Source organism: Rubrimonas sp. (assembly GCF_036788415.1).
Classification (GTDB): Bacteria; Pseudomonadota; Alphaproteobacteria; order Rhodobacterales; family Rhodobacteraceae; genus Rubrimonas.
The window spans coordinates 1-1,539 of record NZ_DAIQNN010000249.1 but is presented as its reverse complement, the minus strand read 5'-3'; the positions used below and the strand labels follow the sequence as shown (position 1 = coordinate 1,539).

The window sequence follows — 1,539 nt, the reverse complement described above, 5'->3', positions numbered from 1 at the left end:
CCGAACCCCTCGGCGATGGGCGAGACCATGGCGAAAGTGCTCGGCGCACGCGCCGCGGCCTGATTTCCGCGGCGGCGGCGGCGCTTGACGCCGCCGCCGCCGCCTGTCACCCGGTGCGCTCCGAACGCTCAGGAGACACCTCATGCTTCCCGTCGACATTCCGACCCGCGCCCAGATTCTCGCCCTCGCCGCCGAGCGCTCCGACGCCTGCGTGTCGATCTATCTCGAAACCACGCCCGTCAGCACCGAGATCGAGGGCGCCCGGATCGCCTATGGCAATCTCGTGCGCGCAGCGATGGGTCAGCTCGAGGCGGCGGGCGTCGACAAGCGCCGCCTCTGGCCGCTCGCCGAGCAGTTCGACGATCTGGGCGAGGATGCTGCGTTCTGGAGCCGTCAGGCCCGCAGCCTCACCGTGCTGGCGACGCCCGAGCATCTGTGGACGTTCCGCCTCGCCAACCGGCTGGGCGAGACCGCGCAGGTCTCCGACCGCTTCCACCTCAAGCCGCTGCTGCGCGCGATCACCCACCCGCATGCGGCCTTCGTGCTGGCGCTGTCGGAGAACTCCGCGCGTCTGATCGAGGTGTTCTCCGACATGGCGCCGGAGGAGGTCGCCGTGCCCGACATGCCTAAGGACGCGGCGAGCTTCGCGGGGCGCGCTTCGATCAACGACCGCGCGCATTTCGGGCGCATCGTCGGCACCGAAGGCAAGAAGCTGCGGCTGCGCCAGTACGCGCGCGGCGTCGACGAGGCGATCCGCGCGGCCTTTCCGGAACTCGGGGCGCCGCTGATCCTCGCCGCCAACGAACCGGTCGCCGAGATATTCCGCTCCGTCCATAGCGGCGCGGCGCTGGTCACGGAGGGCTTCGGCGGCGAGATCGACCGGCTGACGCCGCTCGAACTGGCGCAGCGGGCCCGCCCGATCCTCGACGCGGCGCATGCGTCGGAGATCGCCGCGCTGGTCGACAAGCGCGCCCAGCGCGAAAATCAGGGGCGGGCGACGACCGACGTCTCCACCGCCGCCCGCGCCGCCGCGCGCGGCGCGATCGAGACGCTGATGGTGGACATGGACGCGGTGCTGCCGGGCGCGGTGGACCCCGAGAGCGGCGCCGTCTCCTTCGCCGAGGGGGAGAGCGCGGCGAGTTACGGCGTGACCGACCAGATCGCGATGACGGCGCTTGCGACCGGCGCGCAGGTGCTGTCGGTGCGCGCCGCCGACCTGCCCGAAGGCGCCGTGCTCGCGGCGACGCTGCGCTACGCGATCTGAAGGCGGTCCGCGGCGCGCGCGCTCTGCGCGCGCCGGTCGGCCCGCTCGCCCGGAAAGTGTGATCGCGGCCACAGAGCGACAGGCCGCGAATCGCTATCTTCGTCCTCGTTAACCACCTTGCGAGGATGGCGAGATGAAACCGAAATCCATGGATCTGCGCAGCGAGACCGAAGCCGACCGGTTCTGGCGCGAGAAGATCGAGGAATGCCCCGATTGCTGGCGCCCCTTCGCGTTGGTGGCCGCGGTCGCGGCGCTGATCCTGCTGTTTGCGTGAG

General features: G+C 71.2%; 2 protein-coding genes. Both read left to right on the top strand.

Features of this window, described 5'->3' with window-relative positions; all coding sequences use genetic code 11:
• Window positions 1–142: 142 nt before the first annotated feature.
• Window positions 143–1,264: a baeRF11 domain-containing protein gene (locus V7Q31_RS19175; protein ID WP_333835432.1), complete on the top strand. Its 1,122-nt coding sequence runs from the start codon at window positions 143–145 to the stop codon at window positions 1,262–1,264.
• Between the two features lie 133 nt (window positions 1,265–1,397).
• Window positions 1,398–1,538, top strand: coding sequence for a hypothetical protein (locus V7Q31_RS19170; protein ID WP_333835431.1), 141 nt, complete (start codon window positions 1,398–1,400; stop codon window positions 1,536–1,538).
• Window position 1,539 lies beyond the last annotated feature (1 nt).